The sequence below is a fragment of the Sporolactobacillus sp. KGMB 08714 genome (assembly GCF_036598985.1).
Lineage (GTDB): Bacteria > Bacillota > Bacilli > Bacillales > Sporolactobacillaceae > Sporolactobacillus.
In genome coordinates this window covers 24160-43226 of sequence record NZ_JAUUBW010000067.1, presented here as the reverse complement: position 1 = coordinate 43226, position 19067 = coordinate 24160, and the positions used below count along the sequence as shown (strand labels likewise).

18 protein-coding genes, 1 riboswitch and 1 other annotated feature are annotated in these 19067 nt (G+C 49.9%); of the genes, 8 read left to right on the top strand and 10 right to left on the bottom strand.

Translation table 11 applies throughout. The features are described 5' to 3' along the window. Nucleotides 1-178 precede the first annotated feature (178 nt). The 4 genes from Q6A92_RS18345 to Q6A92_RS18330 all read right to left on the bottom strand — a co-directional run bounded on the left by Q6A92_RS18345 (nucleotide 179) and on the right by Q6A92_RS18330 (nucleotide 1988). Entirely contained in the window at nucleotides 179-316 is a 138-nt protein-coding gene (locus Q6A92_RS18345) for a small, acid-soluble spore protein L (protein WP_274400599.1), read from the bottom strand. Between the two features lie 69 nt (nucleotides 317-385). Next, on the bottom strand, nucleotides 386-856 hold the full coding sequence (locus Q6A92_RS18340) for a GNAT family N-acetyltransferase (RefSeq protein ID WP_274400600.1): 471 nt from the start codon (nucleotides 854-856) through the stop codon (nucleotides 386-388). Nucleotides 857-874: 18 nt separating this feature from the next. Continuing rightward, a complete protein-coding gene (locus tag Q6A92_RS18335; protein WP_274400601.1) occupies nucleotides 875-1426 on the bottom strand; it encodes a DUF402 domain-containing protein in 552 nt (183 codons plus the stop codon). A gap of 379 nt (nucleotides 1427-1805) precedes the next feature. Further along, complete coding sequence (locus tag Q6A92_RS18330; RefSeq protein WP_274400602.1) at nucleotides 1806-1988, bottom strand: cold-shock protein; 183 nt, start codon at nucleotides 1986-1988, stop codon at nucleotides 1806-1808. Between the two features lie 419 nt (nucleotides 1989-2407). Between Q6A92_RS18330 and Q6A92_RS18325 the strand changes: the two genes are divergently transcribed. From Q6A92_RS18325 to ytkD, 4 genes are all read left to right on the top strand, one after another. Next, on the top strand, nucleotides 2408-3229 hold the full coding sequence (locus Q6A92_RS18325; protein WP_332238982.1) for an ABC transporter permease: 822 nt from the start codon (nucleotides 2408-2410) through the stop codon (nucleotides 3227-3229). Nucleotides 3230-3245: 16 nt separating this feature from the next. Then, a complete protein-coding gene (gene tagH / locus Q6A92_RS18320; protein ID WP_332238981.1) occupies nucleotides 3246-4040 on the top strand; it encodes a teichoic acids export ABC transporter ATP-binding subunit TagH in 795 nt (264 codons plus the stop codon). Between the two features lie 561 nt (nucleotides 4041-4601). Beyond that, nucleotides 4602-4778 (top strand): Fur-regulated basic protein FbpA, encoded by a 177-nt coding sequence (locus tag Q6A92_RS18315; RefSeq protein WP_332238980.1) that lies wholly within the window; start codon nucleotides 4602-4604, stop codon nucleotides 4776-4778. A gap of 166 nt (nucleotides 4779-4944) precedes the next feature. Then, nucleotides 4945-5469, top strand: coding sequence for an RNA deprotection pyrophosphohydrolase (gene ytkD, locus Q6A92_RS18310; protein ID WP_332238979.1), 525 nt, complete (start codon nucleotides 4945-4947; stop codon nucleotides 5467-5469). Nucleotides 5470-5525: 56 nt separating this feature from the next. On the opposite strand, the gene pckA is transcribed toward ytkD, so the two are convergent. Next, nucleotides 5526-7109, bottom strand: coding sequence for a phosphoenolpyruvate carboxykinase (ATP) (gene pckA / locus Q6A92_RS18305; protein ID WP_274400609.1), 1584 nt, complete (start codon nucleotides 7107-7109; stop codon nucleotides 5526-5528). A 214-nt stretch (nucleotides 7110-7323) separates the two neighbouring features. Continuing rightward, nucleotides 7324-7429: riboswitch (SAM riboswitch) on the top strand. A gap of 133 nt (nucleotides 7430-7562) precedes the next feature. On the opposite strand from pckA, the gene metK reads away from it, so the two are divergent. Then, the gene (gene metK / locus Q6A92_RS18300; protein WP_274400611.1) at nucleotides 7563-8789 is read left to right on the top strand and encodes a methionine adenosyltransferase; all 1227 of its coding nucleotides are present in this window, start codon (nucleotides 7563-7565) and stop codon (nucleotides 8787-8789) included. A 262-nt stretch (nucleotides 8790-9051) separates the two neighbouring features. Further along, on the top strand, nucleotides 9052-10119 hold the full coding sequence (locus Q6A92_RS18295) for a tetraprenyl-beta-curcumene synthase family protein (protein ID WP_274400613.1): 1068 nt from the start codon (nucleotides 9052-9054) through the stop codon (nucleotides 10117-10119). A gap of 65 nt (nucleotides 10120-10184) precedes the next feature. Here the strand turns inward: Q6A92_RS18295 and Q6A92_RS18290 are convergent, their stop codons facing one another. Next, entirely contained in the window at nucleotides 10185-11159 is a 975-nt protein-coding gene (locus Q6A92_RS18290) for a TIGR01212 family radical SAM protein (protein WP_332238978.1), read from the bottom strand. A 184-nt stretch (nucleotides 11160-11343) separates the two neighbouring features. After that, nucleotides 11344-11592, top strand: a binding site (T-box leader). A gap of 68 nt (nucleotides 11593-11660) precedes the next feature. Here Q6A92_RS18290 and leuS point away from each other — a divergent pair. After that, entirely contained in the window at nucleotides 11661-14090 is a 2430-nt protein-coding gene (leuS, locus tag Q6A92_RS18285) for a leucine--tRNA ligase (RefSeq protein ID WP_332238977.1), read from the top strand. 310 nt (nucleotides 14091-14400) lie between these two features. After that, a complete protein-coding gene (locus Q6A92_RS18280; protein WP_274400617.1) occupies nucleotides 14401-16017 on the top strand; it encodes a putative polysaccharide biosynthesis protein in 1617 nt (538 codons plus the stop codon). Between the two features lie 63 nt (nucleotides 16018-16080). On the opposite strand, the gene Q6A92_RS18275 is transcribed toward Q6A92_RS18280, so the two are convergent. From Q6A92_RS18275 to cysK, 4 genes are all read right to left on the bottom strand, one after another. Beyond that, nucleotides 16081-16503: a hypothetical protein gene (locus Q6A92_RS18275; protein ID WP_274400619.1), complete on the bottom strand. Its 423-nt coding sequence runs from the start codon at nucleotides 16501-16503 to the stop codon at nucleotides 16081-16083. 265 nt (nucleotides 16504-16768) lie between these two features. Beyond that, the gene (locus Q6A92_RS18270; protein WP_274400621.1) at nucleotides 16769-17206 is read right to left on the bottom strand and encodes a DUF6884 domain-containing protein; all 438 of its coding nucleotides are present in this window, start codon (nucleotides 17204-17206) and stop codon (nucleotides 16769-16771) included. A gap of 235 nt (nucleotides 17207-17441) precedes the next feature. Beyond that, the gene (locus tag Q6A92_RS18265; protein ID WP_274400623.1) at nucleotides 17442-17660 is read right to left on the bottom strand and encodes a DeoR family transcriptional regulator; all 219 of its coding nucleotides are present in this window, start codon (nucleotides 17658-17660) and stop codon (nucleotides 17442-17444) included. 328 nt (nucleotides 17661-17988) lie between these two features. Then, nucleotides 17989-18921: a cysteine synthase A gene (gene cysK / locus Q6A92_RS18260; protein WP_332238976.1), complete on the bottom strand. Its 933-nt coding sequence runs from the start codon at nucleotides 18919-18921 to the stop codon at nucleotides 17989-17991. Nucleotides 18922-19067 lie beyond the last annotated feature (146 nt).

Below are 19067 nucleotides of genomic sequence, written 5' to 3'. Positions count from 1 at the left end.
TTTTTTTGAATGATCGCTTATCTTTAACGAAAGACTGCTGATTCGTGTGAGTAAACATCCCTATTTGTATATTCAGAGTGAAGACGGGGATTCCGTTCCGGCGCTCATTTGAAAGAGGGCCGATAAAAAAACCGCGATGGAAATCAGTTCATCGCGGTTTTTATGACCCGTTCATTTGCTATTTTCCCTTGCGTGCACGATCTTCAAGTTTCGAGACCGGAGCCGCGGACGTATCCGGCGGTCGTCCTGCAGGATTGACGCTGGTTGCTGTTTTTCCCTTATTTGTCCTGTATTCCTTGTCCCTTGTTTTAGCCACGCATAGCACACCTCCCCCCGGTCATAAGCTGCGCTGCCGGGGTCCGTATTATGCGTCCGTCCGGACGGGTTACAGATACTTGAGCATGTTAACGTCCGTTGCCGCAAAGCCCAGCTTTTGGTAGACATGCATCGCACGTTGATTATGGGCAAAGACATGCAGACTCAGTTTCTCCAGGCCGGCCTTTCGGCAATAATCACAAAGCGCATTCAGCGCTGCCTGGCCGAGCCCCTGATTCTGAAAGGTATCGAAGATCTCGAAGTCATAAATGAAGGCGTTCCTGTTTGACTCATTCAGATGATAATAAAGCCACAGCCTCCCGATTTTTCTTCCGAAGCCGTCCAGAAAAGTAAAAAAATGGTTATTGGGTGTGAAGAAACCGCGCGGCAGCAGGCGGTTGAACTCGTCGATCGCGTTATGCGGCGCGTCTTCCGCCGTCCACGCTCCGCTTCGCTGTTTTTCAACTGCATATTGCTGTACCATCCGGTGCATATAAGGAAGGAAATCCGTTTCTTTCATATCCGTTATTTTTACGATCACAGAAAAGCCCCCTGTCGTTCAATCTGTAAATATGCTGCGCAGATCACGGACCAGATTGAGAAAATGATCGGGATTGTTTTTAATAAAGGTCCCGAGACACCGCGCTGTCCGCCATGCCAAATCATACATTTCCGGGGTGATGATTCCGGCGTTAAGCGCTTCGTTCAGCTCATCCTCGTCAACCAGATAGAGGTCATGGCTCGGGAAAAGGATGATATCCAGGTAAAGATCATCGAACCAGAGAACACCGTCCGGATCACACCCTTCCTGATATGTGACATCAAAGTAACACTGGACCAGCTGTTTTTCCGCGTTAAACATTGCTGTCAGAACAAAATGTGCCGGAGAGGCGGGAAAAAGCTGCAGCCAGGAAAAGGAGCGGTCCACTGTTTTTGTCCGGATTCCTCCATAGATGACCGAAAGAGGAGCTTTGATATCGTCAAAAATAAGCAGTACGGCCTCTCCATGGAATGAAGGCCACATGAACGATTTTCGGGTCATGCGGCTTCCGATGATCCGGCGCCATCCCCGCCTGTCGGCATATTTTCTTTTCATTTTATTCAGCTTCAAAGAATCACCTTCTGTCCCTGCCTATCTATTGTATCGTAACTTATCCAAAAAATGGGTAGTCGGATTCCCATTTTCCTGTACTTTTAGAAAGTATTACAGTCAGGCGGAATAAAGTATCGACGGCCGGTTGAGGAAAGTATCTTTTTCAGAATACGGGAGCTGTATCTGTAAAGAAGGGAGATCGTATCGGACGGCGCTTTATTCAGAATGATACAGAAATAGGATACTGAATTGTGCGGGGGATCAGTGCCGGGATCACTATTTTATCCGGTAAAAGAAATGCAGGACATCCCCGAATATCTTTAGCGGAAACATCCTGCCGTATTTAGACTGCTTGAATAACGCCTGTCAAGCTCGTTGACCGGCCTTCATTGAAAAATCAGTCAATGACCGGAAGCATTCTCGTTTCTTTCTTCATTTCGGAGTGACAGAGCGGACATTTCGGATGACTGTCAAACGAGAAGGCATCTCTCATCCATCCCGAGCATGATTCATTGGTGCACGTCCAGACAGCCGTTTCTGCTTCAGGAACCGGTTCTTGAGGGCCTCGATTAAATCCCATGTGTCAAAATCCCCTTTCCTGTTAATCTTATTATTATATCCTATTTAGCCGAATAAATAAACGGAAACGCCCGACCTATTCCAAGTGCCGCCTGATCTTTCTCCCCCCTGATGCCCGGCATGAAAGGAACATGACGGGAAGAGGAATGCGAAAACGGGAAAAAGCCGGCGGCAATCATTCCTCTGGAACAGGAGAAGAAACCGGTCGCAAACGGAAACAGGGGTGCGAATAACTGGTGGCTGTATTCACGGGCGGAGCAAACGGCGAAAGCGGCGGTTTTTCAATGACGGACACGCCGGCTGGGCACGCTTGGGAGGATTTCCTTTTTTACTAAAGCTGTGCTAAAGTATTGATTGGAGGTTTTGCGAAACCGGCCGCAGGAAGACATGCACGACTCAGTGATGTGGAAGGATTGGATTATGAAATCTGCATGGAAAGTGATTAAAGAGCAGGTCGGCAACTTTTATCTGATCAGACGGCTGTCGCTCTATGAACTGAAAAGCGAGAACAATAATAATTATTTAGGCATGTTATGGGTGATTCTCAACCCGACGATTCAGATTCTTATTTATTGGCTTGTTTTCGGCTATATTTTGAGCCGGAATACGAAAATATATATGGGACACGGCGTAGAAGTTCCCTATGTTGTCTGGCTGATTTCCGGAATATGTCTTTGGTTTTTCCTCAATCCAGCCATCATGGAAGGCGGAAGATCCATTTATTCGCGTATCTGGTTCATTGCCAAGATGAATTTTCCGATGAGTACGATTCCGAGCTATGTCATTTTTGAAAAGTTTTACCAGCATTTAATGCTAATGGCCATCATCATCGTTATTTTGCAGTTTACAGATTTCAAAATAAGTTTCTATATTATACAATTGCCCTATTTCATGTTTGCGGCGCTCGCTTTTCTGCTGTCCGCGTCGTTGATTACCTCGACACTGACGACCATTGTCCGCGATTTGCAGCAGGTGCTGATCTCGCTGATGCGCATGATGATCTATCTGACGCCGTTTCTCTGGGCACCGTCGCGGCTGCCTGTTTTTCTGCAGAACGTGATGCTGCTCAATCCGATGTACTATCTTGTTGAGGGGTATCGGGCCTCCCTTCTCGGCATCTCGTGGTACGGCATCGAACACATTAAGTATACGATTTATTTCTGGGCCGTCATTGCTCTGATGTTCATTTTCGGTTCGGTGATCCATATGAAATTCAGGGATCACTTCGTAGACTATCTGTAAGGTGGACAGGTTCATTATGGGAAAATCGGTTATCGTGAGTCACGTCACGAAAAAATATAAGATGTACACTAAAAATTCTGAGAAAATCCTTGATCTTATTTCTCCGAAGAGCTACGGCAAGTCGTTTTACGCGCTTCGGGATATCAGTTTTGAGGCGGAAAAAGGCGATGTCATCGGCATTATCGGTGTCAACGGCTCCGGTAAATCAACGCTGTCGAACATTATTGCCGGCGTTGTTCCGCCGACATCGGGCACGGTCACCGTCAAGGGCGAAACGGCACTGATTGCGATTGCTTCCGGTCTGAAGGGTGAATTGACCGGAAAAGAAAATATTGAGCTGAAATGTCTGATGCTCGGCTTCAATAAAAATGAAATCAAAGAGCTGACACCTGACATTATTGAATTTGCCGATATCGGCGATTTTATCGATCAGCCGGTCAAAACATACTCAAGCGGGATGCGGTCGAGACTCGGTTTTGCCATCTCGATCCATATTGATCCCGATATTCTGATTATTGATGAGGCGCTTTCCGTGGGGGATCAGACCTTTGCCGAAAAATGTCTGGATAAAATGAATGAGTTCAAAGAAAGCGGGAAGACGATCTTCTTTATCAGCCACTCGATCGGTCAGATGAAGCAGTTTTGTGAAAAGGCGCTGTGGATTCAGTACGGACGCGTTGACGATTACGGACGGATGAAGGACGTCATGCCCAAATACGAAGCGTTTATTAAGGACTTCAAGAAAATGACGCGGCAGGAACAAATGGATTTTCAGGAGAAAGTCAGGCGGAGCCGCATGGTCAATGCTTGATGCGTCGTGAGAGGCGCGTGTTGCTTTTCGCAGGCAGCCGGTCTCCGTTCCGTATCGTACGGATCGGAGCGGAAACATCTGCCCTATGAAAAAATCCCGCTCACAGGAGCGGGATGATACATAAAGTGTATTGGGGTTAGGGTTAGTAATCATATAGCCGTTTTTCGGCAATCCGAAACCTCATTTCTGATTTTTTATAAGAAGCGCTTTTTTTTCGCTGAAATTGCATACTTTTCCGTATATTTGATATATAATATATATATTAGTATTTAAATTTGTGAAAATAAGTACATTCTTGATTTCAGATAAAAAGTATCCGAATCCATGCGGCAAGGTCTGCGTCCGGCGGTGTTCCGTTTAAAGAGAACAGATGCTTTCAAAGATACGGAGACGCTGAAATTTTTTGGAATTGCGTTTTGGCAATCAGCCGGGTTTTAGATAGGCATGGACGGAAATGATATCGGGAAAGGCCGAGACGGCGTTCTGATAATATGGAAGGAGTGAAGGGTGCGCGTCGGATCTTTTTGAAAACGGTTACTTATCCGGCGGCCCGATCAGAGGATGAATAATGTTAATTTATTAAGAACCGCAGTGGAAAATCGGAAAAAATATCTGATTGAAATGCTGAAGGAAAACAGAGCGACCAGCGATCCGGGCAGCTTGAACAGATGGACGCTGTCTGAGCTTGAAAATGAATGGAAACGCTATCAGAAATGGCAGAAAAGGAATATCGGATAAGTGCAGCGCGCGAAAACGGACAAAAGCGGAGAAGTATGCGGAAAAACGTGGTACAATAATGAGCAACGGGCGCCTTTATCCATGAGCAAAAAGCGGGCGAAAATTGCCGAAATAAAAAGAGCCGGCGGAGCGGAAAGGCGCTGAAAAACCGGGGAGACGATTTTTTTTGGCTGCGATTAAAACATTTGAGGATTTTTACGGAAACAGGGTCAGTCTTGCTGTTGCCGATTTTCCGTTTTCCGATCGGCCGAAGCACGTCTGGGTCATCTGCCGTTTTCATGAACAATGGCTGCTCACGCTGCATTTGCGCCGGGGCCTCGAATTCCCGGGCGGTAAAGTGGAGAAGGGTGAAAATGCCGACGATGCTGCGCGCAGGGAAGTCGATGAAGAGACGGGGGCGCATATCGGCCGCCTGTTTCCAGTCGGCCAGTATCGTGTCGACGGAAAAACCGATTCCATCGTTAAGAATATTTATTATGGCGAGATCGATCGGATCGAACTGAAAAAAAGCTATCTGGAAACCGGAGGTCCGCGATTTATCAGCAGGCTGCCCGATTCGCTTGCGACGGACGGAAGATACAGTTTTTTGATGAAAGACCGCGTGCTTTCCGAATCAATGAAGGCGATCGCTGCCGGGAAATTCGGCGGCCGCCGGGTTCTTCATGTGCATCGGGATGCATTTGATGATTAAAAAAAGGCATCGCCCTCGAAAATAAAGGGCAATGCCTTTTTGATTGTTCACATTTATTATTCAGCCAGCGGCCCTGCAGAGCGGATCGCTTCGGATGCTTCAGGAAAACTGCCGAAGTTGTTTTTGAATTTTTTGGCAAGCTGCCGGGCGCTTTTATCGTATGCATCCCGGTCGGACCACGTCTCCCACGGCAGCAGGACTTTGTCGGGAACGCCGGGGCATTTTTTCGGAATGTGCAGGCCGAAGATCGGATCCGTGACCGTTTCCGTATCGGAAAATTTGCCTTCAAGCGCAGCCTGGATCATCAATCGAGTATAGGAGAGCTGCATTCTTTTTCCGACGCCGTACGGTCCGCCCGTCCAGCCTGTGTTGACCAAATAGGCAGCCGCGTGATGCTTTTTGATTCTTGCACCCAGCAGTTCGGCGTAGGTCGATGCCGGAAGCGGCATAAACGGTGCTCCGAAGCAGGTTGAAAAGGTAGCCTCCGGATCGGTCACGCCTCTTTCGGTTCCGGCCAGCTTACTTGTGTATCCCGACAGGAATTGGTACATAGCCTGTTCCGGCGTCAGCAGGCTGATCGGCGGCAGCACGCCGAATGCATCCGCCGTCAGGAAGATGATGGCATTCGGGTGTCCGCCGACGCTCGGAATCAATGCGTTCGGGACATTTTCAAGTGAGTAGGCAGCACGCGTGTTCTCTGTCAGAGAACCGTTGTCATAATCCGGTTTGCGGTCATCATGATGGATGACAACGTTTTCGAGAACAGTGGCAAATTGAATGCTGTTGTAAATCTGCGGCTCTTTTTCTTTTGAAAGCCGGATTGTTTTTGCGTAGCAGCCACCCTCGATGTTGAACACACCCTGATCCGACCAGCCGTGTTCATCATCGCCGATTAAATCACGGTCGGGAACATTTGATAAAGTCGTTTTTCCTGTGCCGGAAAGGCCGAAGAATAAAGCGACTTTTCCGTTCTTTCCCTGGTTTGCCGAGCAGTGCATCGACATAACTTGTTTCTGCGGAAGCAGATAGTTCATCACTGTAAAGATCGACTTCTTGATCTCGCCACCGTATTCGGTGCCGCCGATCAAAACGATGCGATGCGTGAAGGAAATAATGATAAATGCTTCCGAACGGGTACCGTCAATCGCCGGATCTGCTTTGAATCCGGGGGCGGAAAGAACGGTGAAATCGGCACTGTGGCTCTTCAGTTCATCCGGAGTCGGGCAAATGAACAGCTGACGGCAGAACAGATTCTGCCAGGCGTATTCATTGACCACCTGAATGGAGAGACGATGATTCGGATCGGCTCCGGCAAAACCCTGAAAAACAAAACGATCCTGCTGATCGTTCAAGTAGCGAACGACTTTCTGATAAAGCTTAACGAAAACAGATTCACCGATCGCCTGGTTTCGATTCCAGTCAATCCGATTTTCTGTTGTTTCATCTTTTACAAAGAATTTGTCTTTGGGGGACCGTCCTGTATATTTTCCGGTCGTCACGGCCAGTGCCCCCTTGTCCGTTAAAGCGCCTTCATTTTTAGCGAGCGCTTTCTCAACAAGTTCTGCAGAAGACAGATTCACAAAGGTATTTTTCGCTTTGAACAGTTCAGAGATGAGCGTATTGGAAACCGTCACATTCATATTAACATCCCTTCCTCATTTTATAGCCATCATACTTTCGACACCTAAAGTATAGCACACTTAAAAAGTGAACCATAATTATTTCGGAAAAATTGCCGGAATCTCCTGCACGCACCGGCATAATGGTATGGCTCAAAACCGCCCTTTAAGAGGCGGCGGAATTTCATTGACAGTGGTAATTCCCTGCGTTATTATGGGAATTATAATATGGCTGCTCTTATTCCGAGTAGGTGGAGGGACAGGCCCGGTGAAGCCCGGCAACCGGCCGCTTGCGGTACGGTGCTAACCTGCAGGAGAAATTTTCTTCTGATTAATAAGAGATGCGTGATAAGAAACGGCCTAATCCTTTACACAAGGGAACGGGCCTTTTTCATGCCTTATTAAAAGAAAAGTCACGGATCGGGTACCGTTATAACTATTTTGTATATAATGTCTGAAAGGCAGGGAAGGAAAATGAAGAAAAAGTATTCAAGAAGACTGTTCACGTCGGAATCGGTGACGGAAGGCCATCCTGATAAAATCTGCGACCAAATATCAGATGCGATTCTTGATGAGATTCTGAAAGGGGATCCCAACGCGCGCGTGGCCTGCGAAACGGCCGTAAACACCGGCCTCGTTCTTGTCACGGGAGAAATATCGACATCGACTTATGTCGATATACCGAAAGTGGTGCGCCGGACGATCAGGGACATCGGCTATGACGACGGCAAATACGGATTCGATGCTTCGAACTGTGCGATTCTGACATCGATCGAGGAGCAGTCGGCGGATATTGCCCAGGGCGTGAACCAGGCGCTTGAAGCGCGTGAGGGGAAAATGACGGATGACCAGATAGAGGCGATCGGAGCCGGCGACCAGGGACTGATGTTCGGCTTTGCGGTTAACGAAACACCCGAGCTGATGCCGATGCCGATTTCACTCGCGCATAAACTGGCCAAACGCCTGGCCGACGTCAGAAAAAGCCGCGAACTGACATACCTGAGGCCGGACGGTAAGACGCAGGTAACGGTAGAGTATGATGAAGAGGGCCGTCCGGCGCGTATTGACACGATTGTCGTTTCGGCACAGCACGATCCGGATGTGGCTGAAGCCAGAATCAAAAGGGATCTGCTTGATCATGTGATCTATCCGACACTGCCGCAGGACCTGATCGACAGTAAAACCAAATTCTTCATTAATCCGACAGGACGTTTTGTCATCGGAGGGCCGCAGGGCGATGCGGGCCTGACGGGGCGCAAAATCATTGTCGATACTTATGGCGGATATGCCCATCACGGCGGCGGCGCGTTTTCGGGCAAAGACGCAACGAAAGTCGACCGTTCGGCATCCTATGCCGCGCGTTACGTGGCCAAGAATATTGTTGCGGCAGGCCTTGCCGATAAATGCGAGGTTCAGTTTGCCTATGCGATCGGTGTGGCTCAGCCTGTTTCGATTTCCGTCGATACATTCGGGACAGGGAAGGCGGCGGAAGAACGGCTGGTAGAACTGATCCGCGACAATTTCGATCTGCGTCCGGCGGGTATTATCAGAATGCTTGATCTGCGCCGGCCGATTTATCTTCAGACAGCAGCGTATGGCCATTTCGGACGGACCGATATTGATCTTCCGTGGGAAAGAACGGATAAGGCCGAATTGCTGAAGCAGCAGGTTCTGGCGGGTTCCTCGGCATCCGAAAAATAAAAACCATGATTAAAGCCGTTTTCCGTTGGGCTTGAGAGCGGAAAACGGCTTTTTAAATGATTCGGGAAAATTGAAGCCGGGCGTACGACAAGAAACGAAAATTTTTTCGATAATAGTGTATTATAATAAAAAGGAGATTGAGCCGGGCCGTATCGCTAAAATAATTTTTTAGACGGATTCGACGGCGCGGAGACGAAAACTATTTCATAGTGTAGACGGTTCAGAGAAAGACAAATTAAGACGGGCAAAGGAGGTATTCTTCATGGCCGTACCATCCGGACCGCTGCGGCTGATGGCGCAAATTTATCGGAAAGTGCTTCCGCAAGTACACGGCGAGCTTGAAAACTGGAAAAAGAAAGCGCGCGCCATTCCGGACCCGGAACTGCGCAGACAGGCGCTCGCAAGCCTGCAGACGAAAGCGTTCCACTGTGAAGGCGGCGCTATTTACAGCTTGCTCGCCGGAGAAAAAAGAAGCGAAGTGATTTCTTTTATCGTTGCCTACCAGACGATCAGCGATTATCTGGACAATCTGTGCGACAGAAGCGTATCGCTTGATCCCGTGGACTTCCGCAGGCTTCACAGCGCCATGTTGCACGCGCTGACTCCGGGCACCGGCCCGTCCGATTATTATCAATATCGGGACGTCTCGTCCGACGGCGGTTATCTTCAGGATCTTGTATCGACCTGTCAGGGCGTTCTGTCCCGATTGACTGCGCTCGGCGACATTCAGCCGGCACTGCATGAGCTGGCCGGTTTTTATTGCGATCTTCAGGTGCACAAACATGTCGAAAAGGATCAGCGCGTTCCGCGGCTGATCGCCTGGTTTCAGAAGTATAAGAACAGATTTCCTGAAATGAGCTGGTATGAATTTGCTGCCTGCTCGGGTTCCACCCTCGGCATTTTCTGCATCGTATCCTATGCGGCTGCCCGGGGCCGTGAGATGGGGCAGCTCGTTCAGACGATCAAGAACAGTTATTTTCCATGGGTTCAGGGTCTGCATATTTTAATGGATTATTTTGTTGATCAGGAAGAGGATAAACAGGAAGGGGATCTCAACTTCTGCTTTTATTACAACAGTGAGGAAGAAATGATGGCCCGCTTTAATCATTTTATTGAGGAAGCGGATGCGGCAATTGACGGCATGCCGGACCGGAACTTTCACAAAATGATCAATCGCGGGCTGCTCGGCATCTATCTCGCAGACAGAAAAGTGGCCAGGCAGCGCAATGTACGGGTTCTGGCCAGAAAATTAATTCGGCGTTCCGGGGGCTGCGGTTTGTTTTTCTTTGTCAACGGATGGATTTACCGCAGGCTGCGGCAAAGCGTCTGAACGCAGCAGACCAGAAGGCGGGCGCCCTTTCGAGTGCCCGCCTTCTTCAATTTTTCATGCAGCATTCAGTTTTCGGGCGATCGGGCAGCCTGAGGCCGATAATATTTCCCCTGCCAGCTGTCACGTCTCGCCAGCTCGTCGTCGATGGCGTCAAGCACTTCCCATTTGTTCAGGCTCCACATCGGACCGATCATCAGATCGGCGGGACCGTCCCCGGTGAGTCTGTGAATGATCATGTGCGGCGGCAGGATTTCCAGCTGGTCGCAGACCAGGTTCACATAAGTATTGAAATCGAGAAACTTCAGCAGACCTTTTTCATACTGCTTGACCATCGCTGTTTTTTTAAGTAGATGAAGAAGATGGATTTTAATGCCCTGGATATCGAGCCCTGCAACCGTTCGGGCCGTTTCCATCATCATCTGCGTCGTTTCGCCGGGCAGCCCGTCAATAATATGGACGCAGACCGGAATGCTCTTTCTGCGCAGTTTTTCGACGCCGTCGGCAAAACACTGATAGTCGTGTGCCCGATTGATCAGGCGCCCGGTCCGGTCGTGGACGGTCTGCAGGCCGAGTTCGACCCATAGAAAGGTGCGGCTGTTCAGTTCCGCCAGATAATCGACGACATCGTCCGGAAGACAGTCCGGACGTGTCGCAATCGACAATCCGACGCATCCTTTCTGCTCGAGAATGACTTCAAAACGTTCCCTGAGTCTTTCAACTGGCGCATACGTATTGGTAAAGGCCTGAAAAAAACCGATATAGCCGGCTGCATGTGGCCACTTTTTCAGCATTCTCGTTTTCACCGTATTGAATTGTGTGATCAGATCGTCACGGCGGTCTCCGGCAAAATCTCCGGAACCCTTCTGGCTGCAGAACGTGCAGCCGCCGTAGGCTACTTTTCCGTCACGATTCGGGCAGTCGAATCCGCCGTCCAGCGGAATTTTAAAGATTTTTTCTCCAAATTTGCTTCTGAGATAGGTATTCCAGGAATAATAACGTTTATCCGGGCCGAAAAAATCCGGCCGCTTTGTTTCGGGCATACATGATGGCCCCTTTCGGCAATCTATCGCAAATTTTAGCAGAATTCTGCGGAAACATAAAGCGCCGGGGGCGGAGGGATGATTTCTGTTTAAGAAAAATGATCAAATTCAATCCGCCCTGTATTGACACGGTATGACGGATTACATAGAATGGACTATAAATGAACTATACAGCATGATTATCCAAGCGGCGATGAAAAGGAACAGTAACTTATAGTAGATACGGAAACAGAGAGCCGGCGTCTGGTGCGAGCCGGTCCGACGAACAAGTGAACTCGCCTTTGAGCTGCGGCGGCATCCTTTGCTGGACGCCGTCCGCCGAATACCCACGTTAAGGGAATAAGCGGGTGCTGTTCTGCCGGGCGGAGCGGGCACTAATCTGGGTGGTACCGCGGGAATGGAATCATATAGTCATCAACCTCTCGTCCCTGACATGAAGTTAAGGACGGGGGGTTTTATATTTTAAACAAAGAAAAGCGTTCAAAAAGGGAGGAATTCGCCGTGGCACTTGCTTTCGATCATCGGAAAATCGAAGCGAAATGGCAAAAATATTGGGAGGATCATCATACTTTCAAAACAAATGATGACTCGGATAAACCAAAATATTATGTTCTGGACATGTTCCCCTATCCTTCCGGGAAGGGCCTTCATGTCGGGCACCCGGAGGGCTATACGGCAACGGATATTCTTGCACGGATGAAACGGATGCAGGGATTTGAAGTCCTTCATCCGATAGGATGGGATGCGTTCGGACTTCCGGCAGAACAGTATGCGCTGGATACGGGACATGATCCTGCACAGTTTACCGCACAAAATATACAGACCTTCAAGCGCCAGATCAAATCGCTCGGTTTCTCGTACGACTGGGACCGGGAAATCAATACAACGGATCCGGATTATTACAGATGGACGCAGTGGATTTTTCTCCAGCTTTATAAGAAGGGCCTGGCCTATATGGCAGAAGTACCGGTCAACTGGTGCCCGGCGCTCGGAACCGTGCTGGCGAATGAAGAGGTGATTGACGGCAAGAGCGAGCGCGGCGGTTTTCCGGTTGTCCGCAAACCGATGAAACAGTGGATGCTGAGGATTACGGCCTATGCCGACCGGCTGCTGAATGATCTCAATGATCTGGACTGGCCGGAGAGTATTAAGGAAATGCAGCGCAACTGGATCGGACGCTCCGAAGGCGCCGAAGTCGTTTTTCCGGTTGACGGCCACCCCGGGAAATCGGTGACGGTCTTTACAACGCGGCCGGACACGCTGTTCGGTGCGACATACATGGTGCTTGCGCCGGAGCATGGACTGGTTGATGAAATTGTGACGGCAGAGCAGCGGAGCGCTGTTAATGCCTACCGCGATGAAGTGGCTGCCAAAAGCGATCTGGAACGGACGGATCTGGCGAAGACGAAAACCGGCGCTTTTACCGGCGCCTATGCCGTCAACCCGGTAAACGGCCGGAAGGTCCCTATATGGATCGCCGATTATGTGCTGATCACTTATGGATCCGGTGCCATCATGGCCGTTCCGGGGCATGACGAACGCGACTATGAATTTGCACGGAAATTCAGCCTTCCGATTATTGAAGTGGTTGCCGGCGGCGATCTGTCGAAGGGCGCCTTTACCGGCGACGGCCCGCACGTGAACTCGGATTTTCTGGATGGACTGGGCAAAAAAGAAGCCATTGCGAAAATGATCGACTGGCTGGAGAATCGCCGCGCCGGGAAACGCAAAGTGACCTACCGGCTGCGCGACTGGCTGTTCAGCCGCCAGCGCTATTGGGGCGAACCGCTTCCGATTATCCATATGGAGGACGGATCGATGAAGCCGGTGCCTGAGGAGGAACTGCCGCTCCGGCTGCCGAAAGCGAAAAATATCAAACCTTCGGGAACGGGTGAATCGCCGCTCGCCAATGAGACGGACTGGGTCAATGTCATTGATCCGGAAACCGGTATGAGAGGGCGCCGGGAAACCAATACGATGCCGCAGTGGGCCGGCAGCAGCTGGTATTTCCTCCGGTATGTAGATCCGCGCAATAAAAAGCAGCTGGCCGATCCGGAGAAGCTGAAAAAATGGATGCCGGTCGATCTTTATGTCGGCGGCGCGGAGCATGCGGTACTGCACCTTCTGTATGCCCGCTTCTGGCACAAGGCCCTGTATGATCTCGGTATCGTGCCGACGAAGGAACCTTTCCAAAAGCTGGTTAATCAAGGGATGATTCTCGGAAGCAATCATGAAAAGATGAGTAAATCCAAGGGAAATGTTGTCAATCCGGACGAGATTGTGGCTTCCCACGGCGCGGATACGCTTCGTCTCTACGAAATGTTCATGGGGCCGATCGACGCGGCGGTTGCCTGGTCGGAAAAAGGAATCGACGGCTCGCGCCGGTTCCTTGACCGGATCTGGCGGCTGTTTGTCGGTACAAACGGCAGGCTTTCGGAAACAGTATCTGAAACAGCCGTTCCCGATGCCGGATTTGAGAAGATTTATCATCAAACGGTTAAGAAAGTGACCGAAGACTATGAATCCATGCATTTCAACACGGCCATTGCCCAGCTCATGACTTTTATTAATGAAGCTTACAAACAGGAGCAGATTCCGCAAACGATGGCCGAGGGCTTTGTCCAGATGCTTTCTCCGGTTGCACCGCACATAGGCGAAGAAATCTGGTCGCTGCTCGGCCATGATCAATCCGTTGAAAAATCGCTGTGGCCGAAATACGATGTCCGCAAACTTGCCGAAAAACAAATTGAGATCATTGTGCAGATTAACGGGAAAATCCGCGCCAGACTGACCGTTGATAAAGGAACTTCAAAAGAGGCGCTTGAAGAAAAAGCGATGCGTGAAGCGGCGATCATCCGCCGTCTGGAAGGGAAAACGGTAAAGAAAGTTGTTGCCGTTCCCGATAAGCTCGTTAATATTGTTGTCCGGTAATGATGTACAGAGCCGGAAGGAAGGATCCGAAAAGATATAAGACAAAGGTGACAATCCGTTTGTTCGCTGCGTCATCAGTGGCGCGGTGTTTTTTTTTTGGCTGCAGTTCGGGCGGCGGAAGAAAACAATCCGCGGTAAAGCCCGGCTTCCGGCTTCCTTTATCTGTCTTTGTCTTTTAAGAATAGCCGCATAGCGGTAAAATCTTTTAAAAAATGACTTATCTTTTTTATCGAAAAGAAAATTAATGTGGTAAAATACAAAAGGACCGCGGGCGGACAGGCCCGAGTATACGGCTCCGGGAGCGAATGTAATGGCCACTTCAAAAATAATCAGGGGGACGATGATTCTTGCCGTCGCCGCCTTCATTTCTAAATTTCTGGGTATTCTCTTCTTTATTCCCTACCAGGCAATGACCGGTTACGAAGGTACTTTTCTTTATCAGTTTGCTTACACGCCTTACGCAATTATTTTGAGCATCTCGACGATGGGACTGCCGCTTGCCGTGGCGAAATTTGTCTCGAAATACAATGCGCTCGGCGATTATGAGACAGGAAGGCGCCTGTTCAGATCCGGCATTTTGCTGATGTCGGTGACAGGCATTCTCGGATTCCTTTTTCTCTTTCTCGGCTCTCCGTGGATCGCCGATTTGTACGGCGTCGGCAAAGCGGATGTCAGCAATGTCGTGCTGGTTATGCGTGTCGTCAGTATCGCAATTATTATCGTTCCGGTGATGAGCCTGCTGCGCGGCTATTTTCAGGGCTTTGAATCCATGGGGCCGACGGCGGCCTCACAGGTTGCCGAGCAAATTGTCCGGGTAGCGTTTATACTGATCAGCGCATTCATTGTGATGGATGTCCTGCACGGCTCGGCCGTGACGGCCGCCGCCCTGGCCACTTTTGCCGCGTTCGTCGGCGCTGTTGCCGGCCTTTATGTTGTGATGCGTTATTGGGTCGTCAGGCGGCCTGATGCACAGAAAAATGGTGTGATCAGAAAGCGGAGAACCCGTGTCTCTCTCCTGTCGATGTATAAAGAACTGACAGCCTATGCTGTTCCTTTCGTTGCCGTCGGCATTGCCCTGCAGCTTTATCAGGCGATTGATCAGGCAATGGTCTTTCATTATCTCCGCTACAGCGCAAGTATGCTGAAAATCATCGTTCCTGATCTGACGATGAATGATCAAAAGTTCGTGATGATTCCGGACACGCTGGCGACGTCGCTGGCGGCCAGCGTCGTCCCGGCCATGATCGTTTCCTATGCCCGGCACGATCTGGAAGATGTCAATCAGAAAATTACACAGGCACTGCAGCTTGTTTTGTTTCTGACGGTTCCCGCCGTTGCCGGCCTTTCGATTCTCGGCTACACCGTTCACGGATTGCTGATTGATATCACGTCCCCCGGCCTGGAGATCGGCGGCCGCATCCTGCGCTGGTATGCGCCGAGCGCGCTGTTTTTTTCTCTTTTCGAAGTCACAGCCTCCATCCTTCAGGGAATCAATCATCAGCGTACGACGCTGATCAGCCTCGTCGCCGGCGTTATTGTAAAGCTGCTTCTTAATCCGGTTTGTATGCTGCTGTTCGGCATGATCGGTCCGATCATTGCCACCGATATCGGTTATACTTTGTCGATTGCCATCAACATCGTTTCGATCAGACGGGCAACCGGCTACCGTTTCTCGATGATTGCCCGGCAGCTGGCGCATATCATGGCCTACACCGTCATCATGCTGCTGAGTATTTCTCTGATTTTCAAGCTTTTTGGCGGAGGGTCACCGGCGAGCAGGGGCTCTGCGGCATTTGTGCTGTTTGTAAGCATTGTTGTCGGCTCTCTCATCTATCTTGCACTGGCAAAATGGACGGGACTGCTGAGAAAAGTCATAGGCAAATCCCGCCCGATCCTGCCTCTAAATAAAACAAAGAGGATCCGGTAGGCCGTGCTTCCCGGATCCTCTTTGCATTGAATCGGCAATTTCTTTCCGGCACCGGAACGTATTTTATCTGGGTATTCCGCCGGGCGGAATCGGAAGCCCGATCCTTCTTTCCAGCAGGCGCACTCGTCTGTCCATCCGCTCGAGCTCGCGTTCAAGCCGATCCTGCCTTCTCTCGAGAGAAATCAGCCTGCGCTCAAGCCGGCTGCCTCCGCCTGTCTGAACCGGCTGGTCGGGCATTCTGCTTCCTCCGCTTGTCATCGGATCGTACCACTCAAAGCTGTTTTCCGTAAAAGATGCGGCCGTTTCACTTGTGTAAGGGTAAGGAAAAGGAGTTTCCGCGGGGCCGCCGGCCTGCTGTTCGGCAGACAGCGGCCGGGACGGGAAATAAAACCTGTCGTGCGGCTTCGGAACGTCTCCGGACGAAGCAGAATCATAGAAAAAAGGAGCGCCTGCGGACAGGGATCCGTTGCCATCGTTGTAAGTCATGAGTGAAAGCCTCCCTGGTCATTGGTTTTTTGCCTGACTTAATAAACAGTCTATGACACAGGAAGCCGATAAGGGGCTGTCCGCGGAAAAATAAATCGGGGCATGTTTCCTTTATATTATTATAGATAGGAGGAAAAAAAATTTTTGAGAAGGATGGGCAGCCGAACAGAAGCACCGTGTCGCGCGGCTTGTCCGGCATGAGGCCGTTCCGGTCCCCGCAACGGTACCTTCGTCTGCGTCGGAGATTTGAATAAAGCCGGGTTTTCTAATCTTCCGGCAGAAGCGTGTGTTCATCGTACCAGCGAAGCTGTTTTCCGATGCTCATCCCCTCAAGAGGGACGATAAAATCAATGCCGAGCCGGTTGAGCTCCGGTTCAAGGTAATTGCGGTAAATCCTGCCCCCATGCAGGTAAAGAGAGACCGATTTCAGATTTTCAAGATCGTTCAGCATGGCGATGACCCGTTTGCCCCAGGCGACTTTCTGGTATTGGGGGAAGGTCCGGATCGAGATATCGTAAGGTTCCATGATTTTATCGGGGAGCAGCAGGCCGTCCCTGGCATTGTAAAAGTAAAAACGATCGTAAGTCTGCCTCGCGTAACGAAGTGATTTAATGAATAGCGGACTTTTATAGAAATCGGTGACCGGGGCGGGGCCGTGTGCTTTCTTTCTTGCTGTTGCCAAAAGGCCGATCTTTTTTTTCATCAACTCTACTCTCCCTTGACAGCGCGCTGCAATTTGTTTCTGAAATCATTATACATGAATGAGCGCTGCCCGTCTTTTGTAAGCCGTTCGTGAATCCGGGGACAAGGCGGAAGAATTTTTGCTGAAAAAGAAACGGAGAGAGGTGATTCCCGATAACGGTGCGGAAAGGGGAAACGGGGGAAAAGTGCCTATCGCGGCCGTGCGCGCCAACAAAAAAAGAACCGCCGGAAGCAGTTCAGGAAACTCTTACTTTTTTATTTGTCACTGTCCAGTGGCCTCTTCTCGGACTCCTGACCAAATTATTATAGGTTAAAATATTCAAGTCTCTCTGCATAGTTCTCTGTGTCATGTCAAATTCTTCAACCAGCTCTTTCGTCGTGACGGTTCCCTGCTTGCGAATAAATAAATAAACAGACCTAACGCGATTTAGCATTCGATCAGTTGAAGGACTCAAGAAACCACTCCCTATTTTTTTATCAATAAAAAGATACGTCTCTTACTGACAGGAAATACTCAACCTTCTGAAAATACGGAAGAGTTTTCCGGATAGGTGCAAAACAGTTCTGAGTGAAGGAAAACACTTTTCAAAGGGTCCCCTCTTGACATTTTTAATATAACTCTTTTTTAATAAATGTCAAATGCTTTATTAGACTTTTTCGTGAATTAGATTTAATTTTTGAGAGCTGTTCAGACAGCGTTTTCAGAAAAAAGCAGCAGTTCCCGATGGCTTTCATCGGAAACTGCTGCTGATCAGCCTTGTCCCTTATTCAGTATTCAGCTATTCAACGGGAAAAGATATCCCCCGAAAGGTAGCGTTCACCCGTGTCATTGATCATACAGACGACGAGATCACTCGGTTTGAACCGTTTGGCGACCTGAAGAGCGACATAGACGGAGGCGCCGGACGACGGTCCGCAGAGAATGCCTTCCTCCCGTGCCAGCCGGCGGGTGATTTCATAAGCATCCTCATCCGTTACCTGGATAATTTCATCGATCAGAGAGAGATCGAGAGTTTTCGGAATAAAGCCCGGGCTGGTCCCGACGATTTTATGACGGCCGGGTTTGCCTCCGGAATAGACAGGCGATCCGGCCGGTTCGCAGATATGGACCGTTACGTCCGGAAATTTCTCTTTTAATGTTCTGCCTGTCCCCGTAACGGTTCCGCCCGTTCCGGCTGTTCCCACGAATGCTTTCAGCGGCATTCCGAGTGCTTCAACGTCGCGGATAATTTCAGGGGCGGTTGTCTTGCTGTGAGCTTCCGGATTGGCCGGATTATCGAACTGCATCGGCATAAAGCTGTCCGGTACGGTTTGAGCAAGTTCTTCGGCTTTTTTGATCGCACCGGGCATTTTGTCTTTGCCGGGAGTCAGGACAATCTGGGCTCCGAATGCTTTCAGCAGGTTGATCCGCTCCGGCGTCATGGTATCCGGCATGACGATGACGGCCTTATAACCGCGGGCCACCGCGTTCATCGCTAGTCCGATTCCCATATTGCCCGATGTCGGTTCGATAATGGTGGCTCCCTTTTTTAATTTTCCTTCCCGCTCGGCGCTCAGAATCATATTCAGGGCGGCTCGGTCTTTTACACTCTTGGTCGGGTTGAAGTATTCCAGTTTGGCGTAGATTGACGCGCCGTTGGGGTCGGGCAGCCTGTTGAGCCGGACCATCGGCGTATTTCCGACAAGATCGCTTACTAAATTCACAATTTTCATCATAATATGCATCTCTCTTTCACAATTCCTTCTTTAAAGAGATGTTCGAAGGAAGAGCAGAATTTTCGCGAAGAAGAAAACCTTTCGTCTCCCCCTGCCTTCCTGCCTTCCCGCTTCGAACAGGTCCTTGTAACACTGTCGCCGTTTCC

Excerpts from the sequence above, each read along its gene's own strand:
- Q6A92_RS18275 (WP_274400619.1), bottom strand. The coding sequence starts at position 16,503 with ATGACTTACAACGATGGCAACGGATCCCTGTCCGCAGGCGCTCCTTTT.
- Q6A92_RS18325 (WP_332238982.1), top strand. The coding sequence starts at position 2,408 with ATGAAATCTGCATGGAAAGTGATTAAAGAGCAGGTCGGCAACTTTTAT.
- Q6A92_RS18270 (WP_274400621.1), bottom strand. The coding sequence starts at position 17,206 with ATGAAAAAAAAGATCGGCCTTTTGGCAACAGCAAGAAAGAAAGCACAC.
- pckA (WP_274400609.1), bottom strand. The coding sequence starts at position 7,109 with ATGAATGTGACGGTTTCCAATACGCTCATCTCTGAACTGTTCAAAGCG.
- Q6A92_RS18315 (WP_332238980.1), top strand. The coding sequence starts at position 4,602 with ATGAATAATGTTAATTTATTAAGAACCGCAGTGGAAAATCGGAAAAAA.
- Q6A92_RS18280 (WP_274400617.1), top strand. The coding sequence starts at position 14,401 with ATGGCCACTTCAAAAATAATCAGGGGGACGATGATTCTTGCCGTCGCC.
- tagH (WP_332238981.1), top strand. The coding sequence starts at position 3,246 with ATGGGAAAATCGGTTATCGTGAGTCACGTCACGAAAAAATATAAGATG.
- metK (WP_274400611.1), top strand. The coding sequence starts at position 7,563 with ATGAAGAAAAAGTATTCAAGAAGACTGTTCACGTCGGAATCGGTGACG.
- Q6A92_RS18290 (WP_332238978.1), bottom strand. The coding sequence starts at position 11,159 with ATGCCCGAAACAAAGCGGCCGGATTTTTTCGGCCCGGATAAACGTTAT.
- Q6A92_RS18295 (WP_274400613.1), top strand. The coding sequence starts at position 9,052 with ATGGCCGTACCATCCGGACCGCTGCGGCTGATGGCGCAAATTTATCGG.
- Q6A92_RS18330 (WP_274400602.1), bottom strand. The coding sequence starts at position 1,988 with ATGGGATTTAATCGAGGCCCTCAAGAACCGGTTCCTGAAGCAGAAACG.
- cysK (WP_332238976.1), bottom strand. The coding sequence starts at position 18,921 with ATGATGAAAATTGTGAATTTAGTAAGCGATCTTGTCGGAAATACGCCG.